This window comes from Herbaspirillum robiniae, from assembly GCF_002213415.1.
GTDB lineage: Bacteria > Pseudomonadota > Gammaproteobacteria > Burkholderiales > Burkholderiaceae_D > Herbaspirillum > Herbaspirillum robiniae.
On sequence record NZ_NJGU01000018.1, the window covers coordinates 1 to 23514 of the forward strand.

Genomic DNA, 23514 nt, shown 5'->3' on the forward strand with positions numbered 1-23514 from the left:
AAACGACACTGGGTCCTGACTTTCGTCAGGACGACGGGCTGGTTGCAAGCCTTGACCATTGCGGGTTCAAGCTGCCTCCTTTTGCCTTGATTGACCGCCGTCGAGGCGCGGCAGACGACACTGGGTCCTGACTTTCGTCAGGACGACAGGCTGGTTGCAAGCCTTGACCATTGCGGGTTCAAGCTGCCTCCTTTTGCCTTGATTGACCGCCGTCGAGGCGCGGCAGACGACGCTGGGTCCTGACTTTCGTCAGGACGACAGGTTGCTTGCAAGCCTTGACCATTGCGGGTTCAAGCTGCCTCCTTTTGCCTTGATTGACCGCCGTCGAGGCGCGGCAGACGACACTGGGTCCTGACTTTCGTCAGGACGACGGGCTGGTTGCAAGCCTAGCCCTGCCCATTGCAGGCTCAAGCCCGCCCTTTCCGGTCCCCGGCGCGCTCCTGCCCCCTCCCGCAGCCCCAACCTCCAGCAGCCCAGGCTCCTCCTACCCGTCGTCCTGACGAAAGTCAGGACCCAGCGTCGTTCGTCGTGCATACGCACCAGCCTGCACGGGCAAAAACGGCGCACGCCTCCCCATTTTGTCTCGCCGCCCACCGCGGCGACAGTCTTCCCAGCCAGCAACGCATCCCGCAAACCCGCATCCCGCCTGCTACAGCGCCCAAGCACATGGCGCCACGATCCGCTGGCACGCCTCCTGCTTAAAGATATTCATTCTTGTATTCAAGATTGAATATAACCATGCCAGCCACCTCTACCCTGCTCCAAGACCCCGCTGCGGCGGTTGCCCCCCTCACCATCGGCTCCCTGCTGGCCGCCTATCGCAGCGGCGCCGTCACGCCCGGCAAGATGGCCGCCGACCTGCTGGCGCGCATCGATGCCGCCGGTCGCGACGAAGTCTGGATCAGCCGCGTCCCGGCCAAGCAATTGAAACAACAGGCCGCCGCGCTCGACCTGATGCTGCAGATCAAGGGCGAGGCCGTGTTCGAGAGCATGCCGCTGTTCGGCATCCCCTTCGCGGTCAAGGACAACATCGACGTGGCCGACATGCCGACCACCGGCGCCTGCGCCGAATTCAGCCATGTCGCGCCGACCAGCGCCACCGTGGTGCAGCGCCTGCAGGCGGCCGGCGCGCTGCTGGTGGGCAAGACCAATCTCGACCAGTTCGCCACCGGCCTGGTGGGCGTGCGCTCGCCCTACGGCGCGGTGCGCAACGCGATCAAGCCGGAATACGTCTCCGGCGGCTCCAGCTCCGGTTCGGCCGTGGCCGTGGCGCTGGGCCAGGTGCTGTTCTCGCTGGGCACCGACACCGCCGGCTCGGGCCGCGTGCCGGCCGCGTTCAACCACCTGGTGGGCCTGAAGCCGACCAGGGGCCTGATCAGCGCCCATGGCCTGTTCCCGGCCTGTCGCACGCTGGATTGCATCTCCATCTTCGCCCATGACGTCGCCGACGCCTGGCGCGTGCTGCAGAGCGCGGCCGGCTACGACGACGCCGACGCCTATTCGCGCAAGCCGGCCATGCTGGGCGTGAAGCGCCGCGGCTACCGCATCGCCGTGCCCGACGCGCCGGAGTTCTACGGCGACGCCGCCGCGCGCGACGCTTACGAACGCACGCTGTCGCAGATCGCGGCCATGCCGGGCGTGACGCTGAAGAAGATTCCCTTCGATGCCTTCACCGACGCCGCCCAGTTGCTTTATCAGGGCCCATGGGTGGGCGAGCGCCGCGCCGCGCTGGGCGAGTTCTTCACGCGCCACGGCGCCGACATGGATCCGGTGGTGCGCCAGATCACCGCCCAGGCCGACAACTACGACGCCGTCGACGCCTTCAACGCCCAGTACCGCCTGGCCGACCTGCGGCGCGAAGCCGAGACCCTGCTCGAAGGCAGCGACCTGCTGCTGGTGCCGACCACCACCACCTTCCCCACCATCGCCGAGGTCCAGGCCGATCCGGTGGTGCGCAATTCGCAGCTGGGCTACTACACCAACTTCGTCAACCTGATGGACATGGCGGCGCTGGCCATTCCCGGAGCCTGGCGCGGCGACGGCCTGCCGGCCGGCGTCACGCTGATCGGCCCGGCCGGCTCCGACCACCTGCTGGCCGAGGCCGGCGCGCAGTTCCAGCGCGTGCTGGGCGGCGCCGCGCAGGCCGACGCCATCGCCGCCGCGCCGCTGCCCTTCAACGAGGCCACGGTGCAGGTCTGCGTGGTCGGCGCCCATCTCAGCGGCCAGCCGCTGAACTGGCAGTTGCTGGAAGCCGGCGCGCGCCGTGTGGCCGTGACCAGCACCGCCGCGCGCTATCGCCTGTATGCGCTGGCCGGCACCACGCCGCCCAAGCCGGGACTGGCGCGCACCGCCGATGGCAACGGCGCCGCCATCGCGGTGGAAGTCTGGGAAATGCCGCTGCGCCAGTTCGGCGGCTTCGTCGCCGCGATCCCCGCGCCGCTGGGCATAGGCACGGTGGAGCTGGCCGACGGCCGCGCGGTCAAGGGCTTCATCTGCGAGCCGGCCGGCATCGCCGGCGCCGCCGACATCACCCATCACGGCGGCTGGGCGGCCTACCTGGCTTCGCTGGCCTGAATCTTCACGACATCTTTCGCACCGCATCTGAACCTCTCACCACGGAGCCCGCAATGAAAAAGATTTCCAACGCAGCCAACCCGTCGCGCCGCAGCTTCATCGCCAAAACCGGCGCGGTCGCCGCCACGGCCGCCATCGCCGGTGCGCCTGCGATCCTGCGCGCGCAAAGCGTGCCCATCCGCATCGGCTACTGGCCGGTGGCGGCCGGCCTGCCCTTCTACGCCGCGGTGGAAGCGGGCTACTTCAAGGAAGCCGGGCTCGACGTGCAGGCGCTCAAGTTCGCCGGCGCCCAGCAGGTGATGGAGGCCATGCTCTCCGGCCGCGCCGACGGTTCGGCCAACGGCACCGGCGCCGGCAACCTGGCCATCGGCGAAATCGCCCAGCCCGGCCTGTTCAAGATCTTCGCCACCAACCCGAGCAACGCCAAGTACGTGCTCGACGAGTTCCTGGTGCCCAAGGACAGCCCGGTCAAGTCCATCGCCGAACTCAAGGGCAAGAAGGTCGCCTCCGGCCCCGGCATCCAGAACGTGACGCTGGCCAAGACCGTGCTGGAACGCGCGGGCGCTGCCGGCGCCACGGTGGTGGAGCTGCCCATCGGCCAGCACGTCGCCTCGCTGGCGGCCGGCCAGGTGGATGCCGCCTACACGCTGGAGCCGACCGGCACGGTGGGCCGCATGAACAACACCACCCGCGTGCTGGAAGCCGGCGTCATCGCCAAATACATCCTGGGCGACCCGATGGCGCCGTGGCATGGCGGCGCCGCCGCGCTGACCACCGAGTTCATCAAGAAGCATCCGGCCGAAGCCAAAAAGTACATCGCCGCCTACGCGCGCGGCATCGAGCTGGTGCGCACCAACCCCGACAAGGCCCGCACCTACCTCAAGGGCTACACCGCCATCGAAGGCTCGCTGACCAACGAAGTACCGCTGGCGGCCTACATGCTCTACAACGAATTCAAGGCCAGCGATATCGCCTACTTCCAGAAGTTCTATGACCTGTTCGTGGACAAGGGCGTGTTCTCGCAACGCATCCTGGTCGACAACCTGATCTACAAAGGCTGAGCGCCATGAGCGATTCCGCCATCACCGCCCGCGAGACGGGCCAGGCCAGGGAAAACGCCACCCCTGCCGCCGCGCCGGCGCGCACCGCCCGGCCCAAGGCGAAACGCAAGTCGCCCTCGCTGCGCGGGCTCCTGCCCTTCATCGGCCCCATCGCGCTGTTCGTGGTGTGGGACCTGGTGGTGCGGGCGGGATGGATCAAGGCCATCCTGCTGCCGCCGCCGGGCGTCACGCTGGTGGCGATGGTCAACGGCCTGGCCGGCGGCGCGCTGCTGATCGATTTCAGCGTGACGCTGGTGCGCACGTTGGAGGCCTTCGTCATCGCCGCCGTCCTTGGCGTGCCGCTGGGCGTACTGCTGGGCAGCAACGAGCGCGCCTACCGCAGCGTGGAGTTCCTGATCGACTTCTTCCGCTCCACGCCGTCGTCGGCGCTGATCCCGCTGTTCCTGCTGATCTTCGGCGTGTCCGACATCAACAAGGTCGCCATCGCCGCCTTCGGCGCCTTCCTGATCGTGCTCTTCAACAGCGCCTACGGCGTGCTCAACGCGCGCAAGCAGCGCGTGATGGCGGCCAAGGTGATGGGCGCCTCGCGCTGGCGCATCTTCTGCGACGTGCTGCTCTGGGAAAGCCTGCAACCCACCTTCGTCGGCCTGCGCAGCGCGGTGTCGATGGCGCTGGTGATCGTGATCGTGGCCGAGATGTTCATCGGCTCCGAGAACGGCCTGGGCCACCGCATCATCGACGCCCAGCAGGTGTTGAACGTGCGCGAGATGTATGCCGCCATCCTCTCGGCCGGCGCGCTGGGCTATGTGTTGAACGTGGTCTTCATCGTCATTGAAAAACGTATCGTCCACTGGAGCGGAAGATGAGCGTCGTGATCAGCCCCAAAGTCGACCTGCCCCCGGAAACCCCGTTCGTGCCGGGGCCGCCGGGCACCCACATCACCATCCGCGGCCTGACCAAGCATTTCGCCGGCTGGCCGCTGTATGAGGACTTCGACCTCGACATCCCGAAAAACAAGATCGTCTCCGTGTTCGGCCCCAACGGTTGCGGCAAGTCCACCCTGATCAACATGATCGCGGGACTGATCCCGATCGACTCGGGCCAGATCCTGTTCGACGGCAAGTCGCTGGCCGACACCAAGATCGGCTACGTCTTCCAGAACTACCGCGAGGCCATGTTCCCGTGGCTGCGCACCATCGACAACATCGCCTATCCGCTGAAGCTGGAGGGCAAGTCCAGGGCCGAGATCCGCAATCGCGTCGACGAGCTGGTCGCCTCCTTCGACGTCAAGTTCGACCTGATGCGCTATCCCTACGAGCTCTCCGGCGGCCAGCAGCAGACCGCCTCCATCATGCGCGCGCTGGCCCCGGGGCCGGAGGTGCTGTTCCTCGACGAGCCGTTCTCGGCGCTGGATTTCGAGATGACGCTGTTCATCCGCGAAAAGCTGCAGGAGGTCTTCATGCAGACCGGCACCACCATGGTGCTGGTGTCGCACGACCTGGAGGAAGCGGTCTACCTGGCCGACGAGATCCTGCTGCTGACCAAGCGTCCCACCGCCGTGGCCGACATCCTGCGTTACGACGATCCGCGCCCGCGCACGGTGGATACGCTGTCGCAGCCCAGTTTCATCTCGGCCAAGAAACTGTCGATGGAAATCTTCCAGCGCGAAGTGCGCAAGCCGGCCCGCATGCAGGCGCCGGGCAAGCTGGCGCTGTCCTGAACCCGAGTCCATTCACCCACCACGAACGTCACGACCAGGAGCACAACAACATGAAGAACCGCCGCGATTTTCTGAAACTGTCCGGAGCCGCCGCACTGGGCGCCGCCCTGCCGCTGGACCTGCTGGCCGCCGGCCCGCTGACGGTCGGCTTCATCTATGTCGGCGCGCGCGACGACTTCGGCTACAACCAGTCGCACGCGCAGGCCGCCGCCATCATCAAGAAGATGCCGGGTGTGAAGGTGATCGAGGAAGAAAAGGTGCCCGAGACCGTGGCCGTGCAGAAGACCATGGAGGCGATGATCCAGCAGGACGGCGCGCAGCTGATCTTCCCGACCTCCTTCGGTTACTTCGACCCGCACGTGCTGAAGATCGCCGAGAAATATCCCAAGGTGCGCATCGCCCACTGCGGCGGCCTGTGGACCGCCGGCAAGCATCCGATGAACGTGGGCAGCTTCTTCGGCTACATCGAGGAGTGCGAATACCTCTCCGGCGTGGTGGCCGGCCACATGAGCAAGAGCAAGAAGCTGGCCTTCATCGCCGCCAAGCCGATCCCGCAGGTGCTGCGCAACATCAACGCCTTCACGCTGGGCGCGCAGTCGGTGGATCCGGCCATCACCACCCACGTCATCTTCACTGGCGACTGGTCACTGCCGGTGAAGGAGGCCGAAGCCGCCAACAGCCTGATCGACCAGGGCTGCGACGTCATCACCTGCCACGTCGACGGCCCCAAGGTCATCGTCGAGACCGCCGAGAAGCGCGGCATCATGACCACCGGCTACCACGCCAGCCAGGCCGCGCTGGCGCCCAAGGGCTATCTCACCGGCGCCGAATGGAACTGGTCCACGCCCTACACCGAGATCGTCAAGGCCACGCTGGAAGGCAAGCCGATGATCAACTTCCTGCGCGGCGGACTGAAGGACAACTTCGTGAAGATGTCGCCCTACGGCGCCGCGGTCTCGGCCGCGGCCAGGAAGAAGGCCGACGACATCAAGGCGCAGATGCTGGCCGGCAAGTTCCAGATCTTCAAGGGCCCGATCAAGGACAACAAGGGCGCCACCGTGATCCCGGCCGGCACTACCCAGGCGCAGACCGACGTGGCGCTGGAGAAGATGAACTACCTGGTGGCCGGCGTCGTCGGCCAGGTCTGAGCTGCAACGCCGGCAACATCCGCCGCATCCGCCGCATCCGCAACACTCGCAACACCGGCAATACCAGACGCGGCGCGCACGGGCGCGCCGCCCCGATTTCCTTGCACGGGACATCGCCATGACTTCCGTACCTGCTCCAGAACCTGCCGCCCAGAGCGCGCCGCCCGCATCGGCGGCAGTGCCCCCTTATCTGCGACTGCGCGCCGCGCTGCTGCACGCCGCCGCGCCGGCGCTGCCCACGCTGTGCGCGCTGGCCGGCACGCTGCTGCTGTTCGTGCTGTTCCTGCTGCTGCAGGGACGTCCCGCGGGCGAGGCCTGCCTGCTGATCTACCAGGGCGCCTTCGGCACCATGTTCGCCTGGCAAAACACCTTGCAGCGCGCCGCGCCGCTGCTGCTCACCGCCTTGTGCGTGGCGCTGCCCGCGCGCGTGGGACTGATCGTCATCGGCGGCGAAGGCGCGCTGGCCCTCGGCGGGCTGGCGGCGGCGATGATGCCGCAACTGGCGCCGGCGCTGCCGCCCGTTGCCATGCTGGCGCTGATGGCGGTGGCCGCGATGATCACCGGCGGCCTGTGGATCGCGCTGTGCGGCAGCCTGCGCCAATGGCGCGCAGTGAACGAGACGATCTCCAGCCTGCTGATGTCCTATCTCGCCGTGGCGCTGTTCAAGCATCTGGTGGAGGGCCCGCTGCGCGACCCGGCCAGCCTGAACAAGCCCTCCACCCTGCCCCTGCCGGAGGCCGACATGCTGCAATCCATGCCCTGGCTGGATGTGCACTGGGGACTGGCCTGGGGCGCCGTCGCCTGCGTGGCCGCCTGGGTGTTCCTGCGCCACAGCGTGGCCGGCTTCGCCATGGGCATTGTCGGCGGCAACGTGCGCACCGCGCGCCTGGTGGGCCTGCCGGTCAACCGCCTGATCCTGCTGGCCTGCGGCATGGGGGGCGCCGCCGCCGGGCTGGCGGGCATGTTCGAAGTCGCGGCCGTCCACGGCAGCGCCAACAGCGCGCTGCTGGCGGGCTACGGTTTCTCCGGCATCCTGGTGGCCTTCGCGGCGCGCCAGAATCCGCTGGCCATCATCGTCTGCGCGGTGGTGATCGGCGGTGTGGAAGCCAGCGGCAGCCTGCTGCAGCGCCGCCTCGACCTGCCCGACGCCACCACGCTGGTGCTGCAGGGCCTGCTGTTCTGCAACCTGCTGGCCTGGGAAGCGGTCACCGGCCGGCTGGCCGCGCTGAAGCTGCGCTGGCAGCAGCAGGCGCACCCCGCCGCCCTTGCCAAGGAGGGCAGCCATGCATGACATCGACATCGCCACCCTGCTGCTGGCGCTGTTCGCCGGCGCGATCCGGGTCGGCACGCCTTTTCTCTTCGTCAGCCTGGGCGAATGCCTGACCGAAAAAGGCGGCCGCGTGAACCTGGGCCTGGAAGGCATCCTGGTCTGCGGCGCCATGACCGGCTATGCGGTCTCGTTCTACTCCGGCTCGGCCTGGCTGGGGGTGCTGGCCGCCGGCGGCTCCGGCCTGTTGCTGGGCACGCTGCACGGGCTGGTGTGCTCGCTGCCGCGGGTCAACGACATCGCCTTCGGCATCGCGCTGATGCTGCTGGGCACGGGGCTGGCCTTCTTCCTCGGCAAGCCCTTCATCCAGCCGCAGGCGCCGATGCTGCCGTCAATCGACCTCGGCGCCTGGAGCGCCAACGAGCGGCTGCACCATGCGCTGCAGATCAACGCGCTGTTCTTCGTCGGCGTGGCGCTGGCGCTGCTGCTGCAATGGAGCCTCTCGGCCACGCGCTGGGGGCTGGCGCTGCGGCTGGTGGGCGACCACGCGGAGACCGCGCGCGCCCTTGGCTATCGCCTCAACGCCACGCGCATCGCCGCCACCGCGGCCGGCGGCTTCCTGGCGGCGGTGGGCGGCGCCTATCTCTCGCTGTACTACCCGGGCAGCTGGAACGAAGGCCTCTCCAGCGGCCAGGGCCTGATGGCGGTGGCGCTGGTGATCTTCGCGCGCTGGCAGCCGTGGCGCTGCCTGCTGGCGGCGCTGCTGTTCGGCGCGGCCGGCGCGCTCGGCCCGGCCTTGCAGGCGGTGGGCATCACCTCCGGCTACTACCTGTTCAACGCCGCGCCCTATGCGCTGACGCTGCTGATCATGATCCTCACCTGCCGCCCCGACCGCACGCTCTCGAGCGCGCCGGGCGAACTCAGCCTGACCCGATAAATCCACGAAGGAGAAGCACATGCCCGAACTCTTCATCAAGGCCGAACCCTATGCCTGGCCCTACGACGGCGCGCTGTCGCCGGCCAACACCGCGCTGATCGTGATCGACATGCAGACCGACTTCTGCGGCATCGGCGGCTATGTGGACAAGATGGGCTACGACCTCTCGCTCACGCGCGCGCCGATCGGGCCGATCAGCAAGGTGCTGGCCGCCATGCGCGCCGGCGGCTACACCATCATCCACACCCGCGAGGGCCATCGCCCCGATCTGTCCGACCTGCCGGCCAACAAGCGCTGGCGCTCGCGCCAGATCGGCGCCAACGGCATCGGCATCGGCGACGCCGGCCCCTGCGGCAAGATCCTGGTGCGCGGCGAACCGGGCTGGGAAATCATTCCCGAGCTGGCGCCGCTGCCCGGCGAGATCATCATCGACAAACCCGGCAAGGGCTCGTTCTGCGCCACCGATCTCGAGCTGGTGCTGCATACGCGCGGCATCCGCAACATCGTGCTGACCGGCATCACCACCGACGTCTGCGTGCACACCACCATGCGCGAGGCCAACGACCGCGGCTTCGAATGCGTGATGCTGTCGGACTGCTGCGGCGCCACCGACCACGGCAACCACCTGGCCGCGCTGTCGATGATCAAGATGCAGGGCGGCGTATTCGGCGCGGTGTCGGACTCGGCCGCGCTGATCGACGTCATCGGCCGATAGGAGCCCGGACATGGCCATGCACGCGCTCGAGCTGGAGATCATCGGCGCCGGCAAATCCTTCGGGAGCTTCCGCGCGCTGGACGAGGTTTCGCTGAAGATACGCGCCGGCACCATCCACGCCCTGCTGGGCGAGAACGGCGCCGGCAAAAGCACGCTGGTCAAGGGCCTGGTGGGCTACAGCCCGCTCGACCAGGGCAGCATCCAGGCCGATCGCCGCGAGGTGGAAATCCGCGGCCCGCGCGTGCCCAACCAGCTCGGCATCGGCATGGTGTACCAGCACTTCACGCTGGCGCCCAGCCTGTCGGTGGCGGAAAACCTGCTGCTCTCGCGCGGCGACCTGCCCTGGCGCATCCGCTGGCAGGACGAGCGCGCGGCCCTGCGCGAGTTCATGGCGGCCATGCCGTTCCGGCTGGAGCTGGATCGTCCGGTCAGCGGGCTGTCCGCCGGTGAAAAGCAGAAGCTGGAAATCCTCAAGCAGCTCTACCTGCGCCGGCGCCTGCTGATCCTGGACGAGCCGACCTCGGTGCTCACGCCGCAAGAGGCCGACGAGGTGCTGGGGCTGATGCACGCGCTCACGCGCAAGCAGGAACTGACGGTGCTGATGATCACGCACAAGTTCCATGAAGTGAGCGCCTATGCCGACGACGTCACCGTATTGCGCCGCGGCCGGCTGGTCGGCAGCGCCAGGGTGGCCGACACCGGCCCGGACGAGCTGGCGCACTGGATGATGGGCCGCGCGCGCGAAGAGAAGGCCGCCGCGCCGCGCGCGCCGGTCCCGGCCGACGCGCCCGTCGGCCTGGCCGTCACCGGCCTGACGGTCAACAACGACCGCGGCGTGGCGGCGGTGCGCGATCTTTCGCTGGCGGTCAGGCGCGGCGAGATCGCCGGCCTGGCCGGCATCTCCGGCAACGGCCAGAAGGAACTGGTGGAAGCCTTGCTCGGCCAGCGCCGCCGCCTCGCCGGCGACGTGCAGGTGGACGGCGCCGCTTACGGCGCCAGTCGCGAAGAGATGCGCCGCCTGCGCGTGTTCGCGCTGCCGGAGGAACCGCTGCGCAACGCCTGTATCCCGGGCATGAGCGTGGCCGAGAACATGGCGCTGCGCAATTTCGACGTCGCGCCGTTCAGGCGCGGCGGCTGGCGCGTGGACCGCGGCGCGATGCGGCGCCAGGCGCAAAGCCTGATCGCCGCCTTCAACGTCAGGCCGCCGTTGCCCGAGCGCGCCATCGGCACGCTCTCCGGCGGCAACGTGCAGCGCGCGGTGCTGGCGCGCGAACTGGGCGACGCCGGTCAGCACGATGCGGCCAACGTACTGATCGTGGCCAACCCGGTGTTCGGGCTCGACTTCGCCTCGGTAGCCGACATCCACGCCCGACTGCTGCAGGCGCGCGCACGGGGCGCGGCGGTGCTGCTGGTGAGCGAAGACCTGGACGAGCTGCTGGAGCTGTCCGACCGCATCCTGGTGATGACCGAGGGCCGCATCGTGCATGCCGCTGAAGAAATCGCCGCCAAAGGCGCCGACCGCGCCGCGCTGGGCCGCTGGATGGCCGGCCACCATGGCGCAACACCACAACAGGAGGCCGCATGAACAGCGTCGCCGCACACCCCTATCCCTATCGTTTCGATCCGCGCAGCACGGCGCTGGTGGTGATCGACATGCAGCGCGACTTCGTCGAGGAAGGCGGTTTCGGCAGCGCGCTGGGCAACGACGTGCGCCCGCTCATGGCGATCGTGCCGACCGTGGCGACGCTGCTGGCCACGGCGCGCGGCGCGGGCATGCTGGTGGTCCACACGCGCGAGTCGCACCTGCCGGACCTCTCCGACTGCCCGCCGGCCAAGCGGCTGCGCGGCAATCCCGCGCTTGGCATCGGCGACATCGGCCCGATGGGCCGCATCCTGGTGCGCGGCGAGCCCGGCAACCAGATCCTGCCACTGCTGGCGCCGGTCGCCGGCGAGATCGTCATCGACAAGCCCGGCAAGGGCGCCTTCTACGCCACCGACCTGCATGCGCAGCTGCAGGCGCGCGGCATCAGCCACTTGCTGTTCGCCGGCGTGACCACCGAAGTCTGCGTGCAGACCTCGATGCGCGAAGCCAACGACCGCGGCTACGAATGCCTGGTGGTGGAAGACGCCTGCGCCAGTTATTTCCCGGTATTCCACCAGGCCACGCTGGCCATGCTGACGGCCCAGGGCGGCATCGTCGGCTGGAAGGCGCCGCTGGCGGAACTGCAACGGGCATTGCCGCCGATGAACAAAGGAGAAGCCGCATGATGCAAGTGAACCTGCCGCAGGTGGTGGCCGAGATCGAACAGGCCTTCGCCGACTACGAATACGCGCTGCTGATCAACGACATCCCCGCGCTGGACCGCTGGTTCTGGTATGCGCCGCAGACGGTGCGCTACGGCGTGGCCGAGGTGCTGCTGGGCGGCGAGGCGATCCGCCAGTACCGCAAGACCTGCACGCCGGTGCCGGCTTCGCGCAAGCTGCGGCGCACCGTTGTCACGACCTTCGGCACCGACTATGCTACCGTGTCGACCGAATTCACCGACCATACGTCGGAGCGCACCGGCCGCCAGATGCAGACCTGGGTGCGCATGGATGAGGGCTGGCGCATCGTCGCCGCCCACGTCAGCCTGATGGCCTGACCCGAACGCTCCATGCATCCCATGCGCCGACCCACCGATACCGATCCACGCCAGCCATGACCGTCACCGTCGCCAACCCGCTCGCCGAACAGGTCTACAACCGGCTCAAGGACGACATCTTCAATTTTCGCCTGCTGCCGGGGGACAATTTCACCGAGACCGAAATGGCGCAACGCCAGGGCGTCTCGCGCACGCCGCTGCGCGACGCGCTGTTCCGGCTGCAGCGCGAGGGCTACCTGGAAGTGGGTTTCCGGCGCGGCTGGAAGGTCTGCGCCATCGACTTCGACCGGCTCGACAACCTCTACGACCTGCGCATCGTGCTGGAGATGGCGGCGCTGGACAAGCTGTGCCAGCAGCAGGAGCCGGCGACCGGTCTGGAGGCGCTCAACGCCATCTGGCTGGTCGCGCCGGAGGCGCGCGAGACCGATGCGGTCCGGGTGGCCGAGTTCGACGAGGCCTTCCACACCAACCTGGTGGCGGCCGCCGGCAACGAAGAGATGACCCGGGTGCATACCGAGGTCACCGAAAAGATCCGCATCGTGCGCCGCCTGGACTTCCTGAAAAAGAAACGCATCGAGGCCACCTACGAGGAGCACGCCAAGATCCTGCAGCTGGTGGCCAAGCGCCGCGCCACCGAGGCGCAGATCCTGCTGCGCGCCCACATCACGCAGAGCAAGCTGGAGGTGCGCAAGATCACCATCTGGATGCTGGCCGAGGCGCGCCAGGAGCAGGAGCCGGAGGCGCTGCAGGCGCAGCGCTGAGCCGCCGGAAAGTTGCACGAACAACATCTTTCCACAAGGAAATTCATCGCCGAACGGCTTGATTGCGCCCTTCCCGCCACCAAATCAGGGAAAGCCTCCGAAAACATTTATAATGGAAGGCTTTTGCAACAGCGCATCTTTCCAGCATTTCAAGCAGCGGCTCAATGAAGGTATTTCGCGGACTTCCCAACGCCGAATCGCGCGCGCCATGCGCGCTGACCATCGGCAATTTCGACGGTGTGCATCTGGGCCATCAGGCCCTGCTCTCGCGCGTGCGCGAGGCCGCCGACCGCCTGGGACTGGACGCCGCGGTGATGACCTTCGAGCCGCATCCGCGCGAGTTCTTCGCCCAGCTGGCCGGCACGCCCGAACGCGCCCCGGCGCGCATCGCCAACCTGCGCGACAAGCTGCAGTCGCTGGCCGACGCCGGCATCGACCGCGTGGTGGTGGAACATTTCGGCAGCCACTTCGCCGCCCTCTCGCCGCAGGACTTCATCGAGAAGATCCTGGTGCAGGGCCTGCACGTGCGCTGGTTGATGGTGGGCGACGACTTCTGCTTCGGCGCGCGCCGCGCCGGCAACCTTGACACCCTGATCGAAGCCGGCAAGAAATACGGCTTCGAAGTGCATTCGATGCCCACCGTGACCAACGCCGGCGTGCGCATCTCCTCTTCGGCCGTGCGCGCGGCGCTGGCCGAGGGCGATTTCGAACTGTCGCGCCAGTTGCTGGGCCACTCCTACGCCATCAGCGGCCACGTGGTGCACGGCAAGAAGCTGGGCCGCACCATCGGTTTCCCGACGCTGAACATGCGCGTGGGCCACAAGCGTCCGGCGCTGTCGGGCATCTTCGTGGTGCAGGTGCACGGCATGGGCGAGCAGCCGCTGCCGGCGGTGGCCAGCCTGGGCGTGCGTCCGACGGTGGACGACAGCGGCCGCGTGCTGCTGGAGACGCACCTGCTGGACTTCCAGGGCGACTGCTACGGCAAGCTCCTGCGCGTGGAATTCCTGAAGAAGCTGCGCGACGAGGAAAAGTACATCGACCTGCCCACGCTGACCGCCGCCATCGCGCGCGACGCCGACCAGGCCCGCGCCTTCTTCCGCGAAAGCGCCGGCTTCGCCGTGTCGGCGACCGACCGAATTTGAACGCTGGCCGGCGGCCGGTGCCTGGCACCGCCGTCGTCCAGCCTGCCAGTCCCGCGCGTCACGGTCAGCCTGCGGCGCATCCAGAATTCAGAATCAACCCGAATCCAAAGAGATCTTCATGTCGAACAACGAATCGTCCGCCAAGCCGGGCAAGCAGGAAAAAGCCGGCAAGGCCCCGTCCAAGTATCCGGTCAACATGACCGAGACCGCGTTCCCGATGCGCGGCGACCTGGCCAAGCGCGAGCCGCAATGGGTCAAGGACTGGCAAGAGAAGAAAGTCTACGAGCGCATCCGCAAGGCCTCCGCCGGCCGCCCGAAGTTCATCCTGCATGACGGCCCGCCGTACGCCAACGGCGAGATCCACCTGGGCCACGCCGTCAACAAGATCCTGAAGGACATGATCGTCAAGGCCCGCAACATGGCCGGCTTCGACGCGCAATACGTGCCGGGCTGGGATTGCCACGGCATGCCCATCGAGATCCAGATCGAAAAGAAGTACGGCAAGAACCTGCCGGTGGCCGAAGTGCAAGCCAAGGCGCGCGCCTATGCCGAAGAACAGATCACGCTGCAGAAGAAGGACTTCATCCGCCTGGGCGTGCTGGGCGAATGGGACAACCCGTACAAGACCATGAACTTCTCCAATGAAGCCGACGAGCTGCGCGCGCTCGGCACCATCCTGGAGAAGGGTTACGTCTACCGCGGCCTGAAACCCGTGAACTGGTGCTTCGACTGCGGCTCGGCGCTGGCCGAGGCGGAAGTGGAATACCAGGACAAGCGCGACCCGGCCATCGACGTCGGCTTCCCGTTCGCCGAACACGACAAGCTGGCCACCGCCTTCGGCCTGACCGACCTGCCCACGCGCAACGGCTACATCGTGATCTGGACCACCACGCCCTGGACCATCCCGTCCAACCAGGCGCTGAACGTGCATCCGGAGTTCGAGTACGCGCTGGTCGAAACCTCGCGCAACGGCGAACCGCTGCTGCTGATTCTGGCCCGCGATCTGGTGGAATCCTGCCTGCAGCGCTTCGGCCTGGAAGGCAAGATCATCGCCACCACCGTGGGCGAAAAGCTGTCGCTGATCCGCTTCCACCATCCGCTGGCCAAGGCCGACGCCGGCTACGACCGCCTGTCGCCGATCTACCTGGGCGACTACGTGACCGCCGACAGCGGCACCGGCATCGTGCACTCGGCGCCGGCCTACGGTATCGAAGACTTCATCTCGTGCAAGGCGCACGGCATGAAGGATGACGACTTCATCAACCCGGTCATGGGCGACGGCCGCTATGCGTCGACGCTGCCGCTGTTTGCCGGCATGACCATCTGGGAAGCCTCCAAGCCGATCTGCTCGGCGCTGGAGCAGACCGGCTCGCTGTTCAAGCTGGTCATGTTCGACCACAGCTACATGCACTGCTGGCGCCACAAGACGCCGATCATCTATCGCGCCACCTCGCAGTGGTTCGCCAGCATGGACAACCTCCCCAAGGACGGCGGCCCCAGCCTGCGCCAGACCGCGCTGCAGGGTATCGAAGACACCGCTTTCTTCCCCTCCTGGGGCAAGGCGCGCCTGCACGGCATGATCGCCAACCGTCCGGACTGGACGCTGTCGCGCCAGCGCCAGTGGGGCGTGCCGATGGCCTTCTTCGTGCACAAGGAAACCGGCGAGCTGCACCCGCGCACGCCGGAGCTGATCGAGCAGATCGCCCAGCGCATCGAGAAGGGCGGCATCGAGGCCTGGCAGGCGCTCGATCCCAAGGACCTGCTGGGCGACGAAGCCGACCTGTACCTGAAGAACCGCGACACGCTGGACGTCTGGTTCGACTCCGGCACCACGCACCAGACCGTGCTGCGCGGCTCGCACAAGCTGCAGTCACAGTTCCCGGCCGACCTGTATCTGGAAGGTTCGGACCAGCACCGCGGCTGGTTCCACTCGTCGCTGCTGACCTCGTCGATGTTGAACGGCCGCGCACCGTACAAGGCGTTGCTGACCCACGGCTTCGTGGTCGACGGCGAAGGCCGCAAGATGTCCAAGTCGCTCAAGAACGGCGTGGAGCCGCAGAAGGTGGCCGACTCCCTGGGCGCGGAAATCCTGCGCCTGTGGATCGCCTCGAGCGACTACTCGGGCGAGATCTCGATCTCGGACGAAATCCTCAAGCGCGTCACCGAAGCCTACCGCCGCATCCGCAACACGCTGCGCTTCCTGCTGGCCAACACCTCGGACTTCGACTTCGCCAAGCACGCCGTGCCGGTGGCCGACCTGCTGGAAATCGACCGCTACGCGATCGCCAACATGGCGCGCCTGCAGGCCGAGGTGCTGGCGCACTTCGAGTCCTACGAGTTCCACCCGGTGGTGGCCAAGCTGCAAGGCTACTGCTCGGAAGACCTGGGCGGCTTCTACCTCGACATCCTGAAGGACCGCCTCTACACCAGCGGCGTGGAGTCGGCCGCGCGCCGCTCGGCACAGACCGCGGTGTGGCACATCACCCAGGCGCTGCTGCGCCTGATGGCGCCGATCCTGTCGTTCACCGCGGAAGAGGCATGGAGCTTCTTCGCCAGCAAGGAAGTGTTCGAGGAAAGTCGCGAAACGATCTTCTCCCAGACCTACTACGCCCTGCCCGAAGTGGCCGACGCCGACGCGCTGCTGGCCAAGTTCGCCGTGCTGCACGAGGTGCGCGCGAGCGTCACCAAGCAGCTGGAAGAAGTGCGCATCGCCGGCAACATCGGCTCGTCGCTGCAAGCGGAAGTCGAACTGAAGGTCAGCGGCGACAAGGCGGCCTTGCTCGACAGCCTGGGCGATGACCTGAAGTTCGTGCTGATCACCTCGGATGCCCGCGTGACCAAGGTCGCCTCGGCCGAGGAAGAAGCCGTGGTCGTCACGCCGTCGGCCAACCAGAAATGCGAACGCTGCTGGCACTATCGCGCCGATGTCGGGTCTCATGCCGAGCATCCCGGCCTGTGCGGCCGCTGCTTCGCCAACCTGTTCGGCCAGGGCGAGAAGCGCCGCTTCGCCTGATCGCCGCCTGATCGCCGGCAAGCCGCTTCCCGCCCATGGCGGACGGGAAGCGGCAAACTCAAACAACAACACCCATGGCAACCAAAAAGCGTCCTTCCCGTCCCTCTTCATCCGGCTCGACCGCCACCGCGCAGGGCCTCCTGCCCTGGCTGGGCATCGCCACCATCGTGCTGCTGCTGGACCAGCTGACCAAGATCACCATCCTGAAACTGTTCCACTACGGCGAGTCGCTGCCGGTGACCGGCTTCTTCAACCTGGTGCTGGTCTACAACAAGGGCGCGGCCTTCAGCTTCCTGGCCGCCAGCAACGGCTGGCAGCGCTACCTGTTCACCGCCATTGGCATCGGCGCGGCGGTGTTCATCATCCACCTGCTGCGCAAGCATCCGGGCCAGCGCATGTTCTGCTGGGCGCTGGCGCTGATCCTGGGCGGCGCCATCGGCAATGTGATCGACCGCGTCGCCTATGGCCACGTGATCGACTTCCTCGACGTCTTCGTGGGCAACTGGCACTGGCCGGCCTTCAATGTGGCCGATAGTGCGATTTGCGTAGGTGCGGTATTGTTCGTCGTGGACGAACTGCGCCGGGTTTCCAAGAAGTAAAGACCGGTTCGCCGGTCCGCTCGCGCGAAGCTGCGCTTCGCCTCATTCCGGGAGCAAGAAGATGGATCTCGCTGGCAAGAAAATCGTACTCGGCCTGACCGGCGGCGTGGCCTGCTACAAGGCCGCGATGCTGGCGCGCGAACTGGGACGCGCCGGCGCGTCGGTGCAGGTCGTGATGACCGCCGCGGCCACCCAGTTCATCACTGCGGTGACGATGCAGGCGCTGACCGGCAATACCGTCTACACCGACCAGTGGGATGCGCGCATGGAGAACAACATGCCGCACATCAACCTCACGCGCGACGCGGATGCGGTCGTGATCGTGCCCTGCTCCACCGATTTCATTTCCAAGCTGGCGCACGGCGCCTGCGACGACCTGCTCTCCACGCTGTGCATCGCCCGTCCGGCCCACGTGCCGCTGATGGTGGCGCCGGCCATGAACGTGGAGATGTGGCAGAACCCGGCCACCCAGCGCAACGTGCGCCAGCTGCGCGCCGACGGCATCCTGCTGCTCGGCCCGGACGCCGGCGCGCAGGCCTGCGGCGAGATGGGCGAAGGCCGCATGCTGGAACCGGCGCAGTTGATGGAAGAGATCATCGCCGCCTTCCAGCCCAAGGTGCTGGCAGGCCGCCGCGTGCTGCTGACCGCCGGCCCGACGTTTGAGCCGATCGACCCGGTGCGCGGCATCACCAACCTGTCCTCCGGCAAGATGGGCTATGCCGTGGCGCGCGCCGCACGTGAAGCCGGCGCCGAGGTCACGCTGGTGTCCGGCCCGACCGCGCTGGAGACTCCCTATGGCGTGCGCCGCATCGACGTGCAGACTGCGCAGCAGATGCACGACGCGGTGATGGCCAACGTCGCCGGGCAGGACCTGTTCGTAGCCGTGGCGGCGGTGGCCGACTGGCGTGTGGCCAATGCCAGCGGACAGAAACTGAAGAAGAACGCCGACGACGACACGCTGCACCTGGAGTTCGCGCAGAACCCGGACATTCTCGCCGGCGTCGCCGCCCTGCCGCAGCGCCCCTATTGCGTGGGCTTCGCGGCGGAGTCCGAAAACCTCGAACAATACGGCGCGGCCAAGCGGGTCAAGAAGAACATCCCGCTGCTGGTGGGCAATATCGGCCACCAGACCTTCGGCCGCGACGACAACTCCCTGACGCTGTTCGACGAGCAAGGCCATACCAGCCTGCCGCGTGCGGACAAGCAAACCCTGGCGCGCCAGCTGGTGCGCGAAATCGCGCGCCGCATGGCGTCCTGAACCCGACACGGCCCGCCTCTGCGGGCCGTGCCTTTTCACCCAACCCAGCATCCATGAAGACTATCGACATCAAGATCCTCGACCCGCGCATGAAAGACCAGCTGCCCGCCTACGCGACGCCTGGCAGCGCCGGCCTCGACCTGCGCGCCTGCATCGATGCGCCGCTGACCATCGCCCCCGGCAGCACCCACCTGATCCCCACCGGCCTGGCGATCCACCTGGCCGATCCCAACTATGCCGCGGTGATCCTGCCGCGCAGCGGCATGGGCCACAAGCATGGCATCGTACTCGGCAACCTGGTCGGCCTGATCGACTCGGACTACCAGGGCCAGCTGATGGTCTCGACATGGAACCGCGGCAGTACCGAATTTGTCCTAAACCCGATGGAACGCCTGGCGCAGCTGGTGATCGTCCCGGTGCTGCAGGTCGGTTTCAATGTGGTGGAAGAATTCGACAGCAGCGAGCGCGGCGCCGGCGGTTTCGGCAGCACCGGCAAACACTGACGGAGAAAAGAATGTTCGCACCCCACATGCCCGCGTGGCAGAAGATAAGAAGTATCGCCGCCCTGGCGCCGCTGGCCGTGCTGGCCGCGTGCGCCACGCAAGAGCCGGGCGGCGTGCCCGCCGCTCCCGGCAAGGCGCCGCCGCCGGTGGCCGTGCAGGCGCCCAAGCCTGCGGAAACCGCGCAGCAGAAGCAGCTGCGCGAACTGATCGCGCAGCAGGACCGCCTCTACCGCGTCGCCGCGCCCTTGCTGACCACCAACGCCCAGCTGTGCCGCGGCAATGCGCGCAACCTGCTGGGCTTCACCGCCAAGAACAGGTATTCCTTCCCGATCGAATACGCCGAGACCGCGCGCAGCCTGGGTTATGACGACCGCCTGCAGGTCACCGGCGTGCTGCCCGGCAGCGGCGCCGAACAGGCCGGCATCCAGCGCGGCGACATCCTGACCTCGGTGGCCGGCAAGCCGATGCCGCAAGGCACCGATGCCGAGCGCCAGGCGGCGGTGCTGCTGTCCCCGCTGGTGGTCAAGAAGGCGCCGATCAGCCTGGGCGTGCAGCGCGGCAACCAGCAACGCGACCTGAATGTACCGCTGACCTTCGCCTGCGCCTTCAGCATCGAGCTGGGCAATGCCGACAACGTCAACACCTACGCCGACGGCCGTCGCGTGCTGATAACCCGCGGCATGATGAAGTTCGTCCAGAGCGATGAAGAACTGGCCTACCTGATCGCCAAGGACATGGCGCACAACATCCTCGGCCACGCGATCCGCCAGCGCATGGTGTCGACCATCGCCGAGGTGATCGACAACCTGCTGCTGCCGCATCCGGATCCGACCACGACCGCCGGCACTGCCGGCATCCGCGTCTATCCGCAGGACCTGGACGCCGCCGCCGACACCTTGTCGCTCTACCTGCTGGCGCGCGCCGGCTATGGCATCGACAATGTGCCGGCGTTCTGGAAGCGCCTGGCGGACCAGTATCCGGCCAGCGTGACCAATGGCTACACCGCGCTGCATCCGTCGATCACCTATCGCCTGGCGATGATCGACAAGGTGACGCAGATCGTGAAGGCCAAGCAGGAGGCAGGCAAGCCGCTGGTGCCCTGACGCGTTGCGGCTTGAATGAAAACGGCGCGGAAGGATGTGCTTCCGCGCCGTTTTTGTTTCTCTCGTGGGCGCCATTCACGCTCCGTCATCCCGGCGCAGGCCGGGATCCAGTGTCGTTTGCCGGCAGCGACGATGAACGGTGAACGACGCTGGATCCTGACTTTCGTCAGGATGACGGGGACGGGGATGTGAACCGGTGGTGTGCAGAACGCGTGCCATGAAGGCGACACCCACTACATGTGGATAAAAAAAAGCCGGAACAATCGTTCCGGCTTTTTCGTTGCAGCGGTCTCGCCCGAAAAGGCTTATTCCACTTCCAGCTTTTCCTGCGGCTCTTCCGGCGGGGAGGAGTCGTCGCCTTCGGGGAACTCCAGCTTGACCTGGTCCTTGTCGTCCATCTCCACGGTCACGCGTCCGCCGTTGACCAGCTTGCCGAACAGCAGTTCGTCGGCCAGCGCCTTGCGGATCATGTCCTGGATCAGGCGCGACATCGGGCGTGCGCCCATCAGCGGATCGAAGCCCTTCTTGCCCAGGAACTTGCGCAGGCTTTCCGAGAAGACGGCTTCCACCTTCTTCTCGTGCAGCTGCTCTTCCAGCTGCATCAGGAACTTGTCGACCACGCGCAGGATGATTTCCTCGTCCAGCGGGCGGAAGCTGATGATCGCATCCAGGCGGTTGCGGAACTCGGGCGTGAACATGCGCTTGATGTCCGCCATCTCGTCGCCGGCTTCCTTCTTCTCGGTGAAGCCGATGGTGCGCTTCTGCAGGCTCTCGGCGCCCGCGTTGGTGGTCATGATGATGATCACGTTGCGGAAGTCGGTCTTGCGGCCGTTGTTGTCGGTCAGCGTGCCATGGTCCATCACCTGCAACAGGATGTTGAAGATGTCGGGATGCGCCTTCTCGATTTCGTCCAGCAGCAGCACGGCGTGCGGCTTCTTGTTGACGGCTTCGGTCAGCAGGCCGCCCTGGTCGAAGCCGACGTAGCCCGGCGGCGCGCCGATCAGGCGGCTCACCGCGTGGCGCTCCATGTATTCGGACATGTCGAAACGCACCAGCTCGATGCCCAGGATGAAGGCCAGCTGCTTGGCGACTTCGGTCTTGCCCACGCCGGTCGGGCCGGAGAACAGGAAGGAGCCGATCGGCTTGTCGGTCTTGCCCAGGCCGGCGCGCGCCATCTTGATGGCGGACGACAATGCCTCGATGGCGGGATCCTGGCCGAACACGACGTTCTTCAGGTCGCGGTCGATGGTCTGCAGCTTGGCGCGGTCGTCCTGGTTGACCGACTGCGGCGGGATGCGCGCGATCTTCGAGATGATCTCTTCGATCTCGGGCTTGCCGATGGTCTTCTTCTGCTTGGACTTCGGCAGGATGCGCTGAGCGGCGCCGGCTTCGTCGATGACGTCGATCGCCTTGTCGGGCAGATGACGGTCGTTGATGAAGCGGGCCGCCAGTTCGGCCGCCGAAGTCAGCGCCGAAGCGGAATACTTCACGCCGTGGTGCTCTTCGAACTTGGACTTCAGGCCGCGCAGGATCTGCACGGTCTGCTCGACGGTCGGCTCGTTGACGTCGATCTTCTGGAAGCGACGCGACAGCGCGTGGTCTTTTTCGAAGACGCCGCGGAATTCGGTGTAGGTGGTCGCGCCGATGCACTTCAGCTGGCCGCTGGAGAGCGCCGGCTTCAACAGATTGGACGCATCCAGCGTACCGCCCGAGGCCGAACCGGCGCCGATGATGGTGTGGATCTCGTCGATGAAGAGGATGCCGTTGGGGCTGTCCTTGAGCTGCTTCAACACCGCCTTCAGGCGCTGCTCGAAGTCGCCGCGGTACTTGGTGCCGGCCAGCAGCGCGCCCATGTCGAGCGAGTACACGACGGCGTTCTTCAGGATCTCGGGCACGTCGCCCTGCGTCACGCGCCATGCCAGGCCTTCGGCGATGGCGGTCTTGCCCACGCCGGCTTCGCCGACGAGCAGCGGGTTGTTCTTGCGGCGGCGGCACAGGGTCTGGATCACGCGCTCGACTTCGGACTCGCGGCCGATCAGCGGGTCGATCTTGCCCTCGGCGGCGGCCTTGTTGAGGTTCTGGGTGAACTGGTCGAGCGGGCTTTCCTTCTGCTGGCCTTCGGCCTGCACGTCCTCGGCGCCTTCCGGGGCCTTCTGCGGATCGGCCTGCTGGTCCTTGCGCACGCCGTGCGAAATGAAATTGACCACGTCCAGGCGGGTCACGCCCTGCTGGTGCAGGTAGTACACCGCGTGCGAATCCTTCTCGCCGAAGATGGCCACCAGCACGTTGGCGCCGGTTACTTCCTTCTTGCCGTTGGAAGCCGACTGCACGTGCATGATCGCGCGCTGGATCACGCGCTGGAAGCCCAGCGTGGGCTGCGTGTCCACTTCGTTGGTGCCGGGTACGGTCGGCGTATTGTCGGTGATGAAATTGGTCAGCGTCTTGCGCAAATCGTCAATGTTCACCGAGCAGGCGCGCAGCACTTCGGCGGCGGACGGGTTGTCCAGCAGCGCGAGCAGCAGATGCTCCACGGTAATGAATTCATGACGCGATTGTCTGGCTTCGACAAAGGCCATATGCAAACTGACTTCAAGTTCCTGCGCAATCATGCTTCCTCCATCACGCATTGCAGGGGATGCCCTGCCTTTCGAGCGTGGGTTAAAACGAGTTCCACTTTTGTGGATGCGATATCTTTGGGATACACACCACACATTCCCTTCCCATCGCGGTGAACCTTGAGCATGATCTGCGTCGCAGTTTCACGGTCCTTGTTGAAATACTCCTGGATGACTGCGACGACGAATTCCATCGGCGTATAGTCATCGTTCAACAACAGAACTTGGTACATAGGGGGCGGCTTAAGTTTCGCCTCCTGTCGCTCCAGGACGGTACCGCCACCGTTTTCGTGCTTGGTTGCCATGCGTTTTATTCGACCATCAAAGCTGTGCAACGCACAATGATCACGTAACATCTAGATGAGAGAGATATTACGCGTTTTCCCGATGTTGCGCAGATGACGATGATTTATCCTAATTCAAGGGTGGCGAGGTCGATCGAGTGAACAGGCGGCC

At 66.5% G+C, this 23514-nt stretch carries 20 protein-coding genes; 18 read left to right on the forward strand and 2 right to left on the reverse strand.

Features of this window, described 5'->3' with window-relative positions; translation table 11 throughout:
* Positions 1 to 738: 738 nt before the first annotated feature.
* The 18 genes from atzF (at position 739) to CEJ42_RS23305 (ending at position 20443) form a co-directional block, all read left to right on the forward strand.
* Positions 739 to 2574 carry an allophanate hydrolase gene (gene atzF / locus CEJ42_RS23220; RefSeq protein WP_088752712.1) on the forward strand — a complete coding sequence of 612 codons (1836 nt, stop codon included), beginning with the start codon at positions 739 to 741 and terminating at the stop codon, positions 2572 to 2574.
* Positions 2575 to 2627: 53 nt separating this feature from the next.
* Complete coding sequence (locus CEJ42_RS23225; RefSeq protein ID WP_088752713.1) at positions 2628 to 3635, forward strand: ABC transporter substrate-binding protein; 1008 nt, start codon at positions 2628 to 2630, stop codon at positions 3633 to 3635.
* 5 nt (positions 3636 to 3640) lie between these two features.
* Complete coding sequence (locus CEJ42_RS23230; protein ID WP_243397941.1) at positions 3641 to 4501, forward strand: ABC transporter permease; 861 nt, start codon at positions 3641 to 3643, stop codon at positions 4499 to 4501.
* Entirely contained in the window at positions 4498 to 5355 is an 858-nt protein-coding gene (locus CEJ42_RS23235) for an ABC transporter ATP-binding protein (protein ID WP_088752714.1), read from the forward strand. The genes CEJ42_RS23230 and CEJ42_RS23235 overlap by 4 nt, the downstream gene beginning before the upstream one ends.
* A gap of 50 nt (positions 5356 to 5405) precedes the next feature.
* The gene (locus CEJ42_RS23240; protein ID WP_079215834.1) at positions 5406 to 6503 is read left to right on the forward strand and encodes a BMP family ABC transporter substrate-binding protein; all 1098 of its coding nucleotides are present in this window, start codon (positions 5406 to 5408) and stop codon (positions 6501 to 6503) included.
* Between the two features lie 118 nt (positions 6504 to 6621).
* Positions 6622 to 7794, forward strand: coding sequence for an ABC transporter permease (locus CEJ42_RS23245; protein WP_088752715.1), 1173 nt, complete (start codon positions 6622 to 6624; stop codon positions 7792 to 7794).
* Complete coding sequence (locus CEJ42_RS23250) at positions 7787 to 8707, forward strand: ABC transporter permease (protein WP_088752716.1); 921 nt, start codon at positions 7787 to 7789, stop codon at positions 8705 to 8707. Before CEJ42_RS23245 ends, CEJ42_RS23250 begins: the two co-directional genes overlap by 8 nt.
* A 19-nt stretch (positions 8708 to 8726) precedes the next feature.
* Positions 8727 to 9422 carry a biuret amidohydrolase gene (biuH, locus tag CEJ42_RS23255; RefSeq protein ID WP_079215837.1) on the forward strand — a complete coding sequence of 232 codons (696 nt, stop codon included), beginning with the start codon at positions 8727 to 8729 and terminating at the stop codon, positions 9420 to 9422.
* Positions 9423 to 9438: 16 nt separating this feature from the next.
* Positions 9439 to 11007 (forward strand): ABC transporter ATP-binding protein, encoded by a 1569-nt coding sequence (locus tag CEJ42_RS23260; protein ID WP_088752748.1) that lies wholly within the window; start codon positions 9439 to 9441, stop codon positions 11005 to 11007.
* Positions 11004 to 11690: a cysteine hydrolase family protein gene (locus CEJ42_RS23265; RefSeq protein ID WP_088752717.1), complete on the forward strand. Its 687-nt coding sequence runs from the start codon at positions 11004 to 11006 to the stop codon at positions 11688 to 11690. The genes CEJ42_RS23260 and CEJ42_RS23265 overlap by 4 nt, the downstream gene beginning before the upstream one ends.
* Positions 11687 to 12064, forward strand: coding sequence for an oxalurate catabolism protein HpxZ (hpxZ, locus tag CEJ42_RS23270; protein ID WP_079215839.1), 378 nt, complete (start codon positions 11687 to 11689; stop codon positions 12062 to 12064). Before CEJ42_RS23265 ends, hpxZ begins: the two co-directional genes overlap by 4 nt.
* 56 nt (positions 12065 to 12120) lie before the next feature.
* A complete protein-coding gene (locus CEJ42_RS23275) occupies positions 12121 to 12825 on the forward strand; it encodes a GntR family transcriptional regulator (RefSeq protein ID WP_088752718.1) in 705 nt (234 codons plus the stop codon).
* Positions 12826 to 12989: 164 nt separating this feature from the next.
* Positions 12990 to 13967, forward strand: a complete 978-nt coding sequence (locus CEJ42_RS23280) for a bifunctional riboflavin kinase/FAD synthetase (protein WP_079215841.1) — start codon at positions 12990 to 12992, stop codon at positions 13965 to 13967.
* 118 nt (positions 13968 to 14085) lie between these two features.
* Positions 14086 to 16980 carry an isoleucine--tRNA ligase gene (ileS, locus tag CEJ42_RS23285; protein WP_088752719.1) on the forward strand — a complete coding sequence of 965 codons (2895 nt, stop codon included), beginning with the start codon at positions 14086 to 14088 and terminating at the stop codon, positions 16978 to 16980.
* A 74-nt stretch (positions 16981 to 17054) separates the two neighbouring features.
* Positions 17055 to 17579 carry a signal peptidase II gene (lspA, locus tag CEJ42_RS23290; protein WP_079215843.1) on the forward strand — a complete coding sequence of 175 codons (525 nt, stop codon included), beginning with the start codon at positions 17055 to 17057 and terminating at the stop codon, positions 17577 to 17579.
* Positions 17580 to 17640: 61 nt separating this feature from the next.
* On the forward strand, positions 17641 to 18837 hold the full coding sequence (gene coaBC, locus CEJ42_RS23295; protein WP_088752720.1) for a bifunctional phosphopantothenoylcysteine decarboxylase/phosphopantothenate--cysteine ligase CoaBC: 1197 nt from the start codon (positions 17641 to 17643) through the stop codon (positions 18835 to 18837).
* 53 nt (positions 18838 to 18890) lie between these two features.
* A complete protein-coding gene (dut, locus tag CEJ42_RS23300; RefSeq protein ID WP_079215845.1) occupies positions 18891 to 19340 on the forward strand; it encodes a dUTP diphosphatase in 450 nt (149 codons plus the stop codon).
* 11 nt (positions 19341 to 19351) lie between these two features.
* Entirely contained in the window at positions 19352 to 20443 is a 1092-nt protein-coding gene (locus CEJ42_RS23305; RefSeq protein ID WP_088752721.1) for a M48 family metallopeptidase, read from the forward strand.
* 305 nt (positions 20444 to 20748) lie between these two features.
* Here the strand turns inward: CEJ42_RS23305 and clpA are convergent, their stop codons facing one another.
* Complete coding sequence (gene clpA / locus CEJ42_RS23310) at positions 20749 to 23052, reverse strand: ATP-dependent Clp protease ATP-binding subunit ClpA (protein ID WP_079215847.1); 2304 nt, start codon at positions 23050 to 23052, stop codon at positions 20749 to 20751.
* Positions 23049 to 23363, reverse strand: coding sequence for an ATP-dependent Clp protease adapter ClpS (gene clpS, locus CEJ42_RS23315; protein ID WP_079215848.1), 315 nt, complete (start codon positions 23361 to 23363; stop codon positions 23049 to 23051). Before clpS ends, clpA begins: the two co-directional genes overlap by 4 nt.
* Positions 23364 to 23514 lie beyond the last annotated feature (151 nt).